We start from the raw sequence: 546 nt of genomic DNA on the forward strand, positions 1-546 counted from the left end.
CCGGGAGGAGATGGACCGTCCGGGCCCGGCCCGCGCCGCCGTGGCCCGCGCCGTGCGGCACACCGCGCCCGCCATCGCCACCGCGGGCGTCGTCCTCGCCGCGTCCTTCGGCAGCCTCGCCGTCAACGCGGTGCCCTCCACGCAGCAGATCGGCTTCGCCACCGCGCTCGGCATCATGCTCTCGGCGTTCGTGCTGTCGATCGTGCTCGTGCCGGCGCTGGCCGCGCTGCTCGGCCGCTCCACCTGGTGGCCGATCCGCCCGGGCCGCGGCGACCGGGGCGCCCAGCACGCCGCGCCGTACGCGGGTGCGTCGTACGCGGGCCAGCCGCACGCTGACCAGCCGTACGCCGACCAGCAGTACCCGGGCCAGTCGTACGCCGGGCAGCCCTACCCGGGTCAGCCGCACGCGAGTGAGCCGTATCCGGGCCAGCCGCGCGCCCACCCGCCGTACTACGACGACCTGAACGCGCGCTGACGCGCGACAGATCCCCGCCGGGGCGGTCGACACCGTCGGCGAACCCCGGGGCGGAGAGGTGACGTCGGTCT

At 76.7% G+C, this 546-nt stretch carries 1 protein-coding gene; it reads left to right on the forward strand.

The genetic code is table 11. The features are described from left to right. Positions 1 to 475: MMPL family transporter (locus KUM32_RS44580; RefSeq protein ID WP_254406803.1), on the forward strand; the 475-nt coding region annotated here is incomplete at its 5' end. Positions 476 to 546 lie beyond the last annotated feature (71 nt).

The organism is Streptomyces sp. AC627_RSS907 (genome assembly GCF_019049165.1).